The organism is Prevotella sp. HMSC073D09, from assembly GCF_001814145.1.
In the GTDB taxonomy this organism is placed as follows: Bacteria; Bacteroidota; Bacteroidia; order Bacteroidales; family Bacteroidaceae; genus Prevotella; species Prevotella conceptionensis.
This window is the reverse complement of the sequence record NZ_KV815080.1, coordinates 1-2,836: the sequence shown is the minus strand read 5'-3', so window position 1 is coordinate 2,836 and position 2,836 is coordinate 1. Positions and strand designations below refer to the sequence as shown.

Below are 2,836 nucleotides of genomic sequence, written 5' to 3'. Positions count from 1 at the left end.
TTCCCCTTCCCGACGTTGACCTGGCCGTGGCCGAGACGCAGATGGCCCGGGTTACGAGCAATGCCGACCCCGGCGGCAAGGGCTGCGTGCAGGTGCGGATGAACTGGCAGACGGGCGGCATGCGCACGGGCTGGATACGCGTGATGACGCCCGACGGCGGGGGCAGCAACAGCGTGTCCGCCAACCGCGGCTTCGTGTTCATCCCCGAGGTGGGCGACCACGTGCTGGTGGGTTTCCGACACGGCGACCCCAACCGCCCTTACGTGATGGGGAGTTTGTTTAACGGCAGGACCGGTAAGGGAGGAGGGCAAGATAACTGTTGCAAGAGCATCACCACGCGCAGCGGAAGTACGCTGACACTGAACGACGAGACGGGCAGCGTGCGACTAGCCGATCCTGGCAAGGCGTGGCTCTTGATGGACGGTGCAGGGAACACAACGACGAGTTCGAAGAACAACTGCACCATCTCTGCCGGTAACAGCCACGTGGTAAATGCAGGGGCGAACTATGCCACTAACGTAGGGAAAGGTGCTAGCTGCTTGCAAATGGACGCTGACGGTAACATCCTGTTGGAGGGCAAAAGCAAGATAACAATAAAGGTGGGCGAAAACACGATTACCATTTCGGAGGAAGGCATCGTTACAAATGCAGAGACGGGCGACGTGAAATCAACAGCCGCAACAGGTGCAGTTGCCATAGAAAGCAAAGCGTCGGAGGCTACCTTCAAAGGCTCGACCAACACCAATGTCGGCGGCGGCGACTGCACTTTCGTGACGGGCGGTGATGTGGAAGTTAACCAATCGTGAAACAGAAATCGTTATGGCAACACTACCATTGCCTGAAACAGGGCATCAATCCTATTACCTCATCTCGTCTGCCAACCGCGTACTTTTGGGCAACAAGATTACGGAGTTTGTTTGTGACCGCCTTGTGGAACTGGCCCTTTTGGAGGACAATGGCGAGGAGCTGCTCTTCCGCATTGAACATCACCGACACGTTACCAAAGGTACGGCGCTTATACATTACTATAACGACGAACTTTGCGACATGTATTCAGACATGCGCGTGGCCGTAGGCTATGACGGTGCGGTGAGGAACATTACCGACTTTGACGGCGTCAGGAGCCGTTGGAAGCTTAAACGGGCGGAGATATTGCGGGCATACTCGTCGGATGTGGAACCCTTGGTGGAAGGAACGTCCCAACTGTTGGAAGACAAGGAGAAGTTCGTCCACTCGCTCTTTGGCGGCTATGGCTTTTGGCGCATTTTCTTCCAACCTTGGTACCATAGGGAGTATGAGGAGATGGAACGAAACGAACTTTTGCTGAAGAACTATTTTGGGGAAGTGGACCTGCCGCTCAATGTGGAAAGCTGCATCGCTCCGCGAGAAGACGACCGTGGCCTTGTGAAAAACGTCGTAAGCAAGGCCACACTTGCCAGTAGAGCCTTCAACCGGCCAACATTCTTAAGGATGTTGAAGAACCTTACGAAGGTGTACAACATCGAGGCGCGCCTAAACGTAGACTTTGAGGAGAGCTACACTTTCTTAAAGAACGGCACCATCGCACAGGCGGAGCTGTACCTCAACACTTCTGTTTCAAACTGGTACGCCGTGGCAACGGGTCATCGGCTCATACAGGTCACGGCAAGGGGATTGGAGGTTCTCAAGGCTGCGGAAGACATGGTGGAGACGTTGGAAATGAACGAACCAAACACGGAGTAACTTATGGAAGAGGCAAAGAAATACATCCCGGACAACTGTACCCTGGTTTGCGACAAGGGGCAGTTTCCCACACAAATAAGGGTTACGCACAGCAACAATTGTCGCCTGTACGGTGAGCTTTTCGTTACGGAGGCCGACATCGTGCCGAATGTGAACATCCCCCCGTTCGGCATCTGTTCACTGACGCACAAGCCGTGCTGTTTCAATCCCTTGTATTGGGACAAGTGTGCTGCGGGGGTGAAGGTGAACGGCCATAAGCTGGTATTTGAGGACGCCTGCCTCTTATGCAAGGAGGGAGGCAAGATAACGGCAGACTTCACCGTCCCGTCGGCCGGCGTGCTCCGTGGGTTGGGATTGGGTGTCCCCCTGCAATGGCTCGACTACAACCGGTGCGTCGGTTTCGTACAAGACAGGGTGCTGTATGATGTGGGGAAAGGGATAATCGAACTTAATACCAACATTCGGAAAGGCAATTATGGAGAGATGGCGGCCAACAGGCTTTATGCCGCAAGGGGGATGCAGAACATTCGGAGCAAACATCCGTTGATGTACATCGACAAGCCTACGGGAAAGGGGTTCGATGGGGCATACACCAAGAATGGAGAGTATATTGTGGACGATGCGAAACCTTGGAAAAAGGGACCAGAGAAAACAAAGGATTCGGGCAAACAACTTAGCCAGAAATGGGTGGGAAGACATTTAGAACAAGGTGCCGTGCCTGAAAATCATGCGGAGGCAATGAAAGCAGCCAATGATAAGAACAGCTTACGACGCACTGTGACCCACGTTGATGGCGATGGCAATATGCGGATTATCAACTACGCAACCAAGGGAACTGGCGATGTGTCCTCTACAAGGAAATCGGAAAAGGTAACGAAACCTCCAACAAAAGCAAAGGGATTAATAAAGTCCGTTCGTTCGAAGGTTGCAAATCTCAGACCTGTCAAGGTCATTTCGGAATCTAACTTTTCGAAGGCCGCGCAAAGCAGCAAGGCAGCCGCGAAAGCCAACGATGCCTTGTGGAAAGGCACGCAATACATCGAAAGCTCCCCAGTGCTTAGAACTGTGGGCAAGGTTGCAGGCAGAGCCTTAATCGTGGTGGGCATTGCTTGGG

Annotated in this window: 3 protein-coding genes; all 3 read left to right on the top strand. The window is 53.5% G+C overall.

Going from position 1 to position 2,836, the window contains the following annotated elements; genetic code table 11:
• Positions 1–806: phage baseplate assembly protein V (locus HMPREF2955_RS16530; protein ID WP_246830084.1), on the top strand; the 806-nt coding region annotated here is incomplete at its 5' end.
• A 13-nt stretch (positions 807–819) separates the two neighbouring features.
• Positions 820–1,722 (top strand): hypothetical protein, encoded by a 903-nt coding sequence (locus HMPREF2955_RS06465; protein ID WP_139145496.1) that lies wholly within the window; start codon positions 820–822, stop codon positions 1,720–1,722.
• A gap of 3 nt (positions 1,723–1,725) precedes the next feature.
• The coding region (locus HMPREF2955_RS16525; protein WP_210401284.1) for a PAAR-like protein at positions 1,726–2,836 on the top strand (1,111 nt) is incomplete at its 3' end.

Bases quoted from the DNA above. Each gene is read 5' to 3' on its own strand.
- HMPREF2955_RS06465 (WP_139145496.1), top strand. From the start codon at position 820: ATGGCAACACTACCATTGCCTGAAACAGGGCATCAATCCTATTACCTC.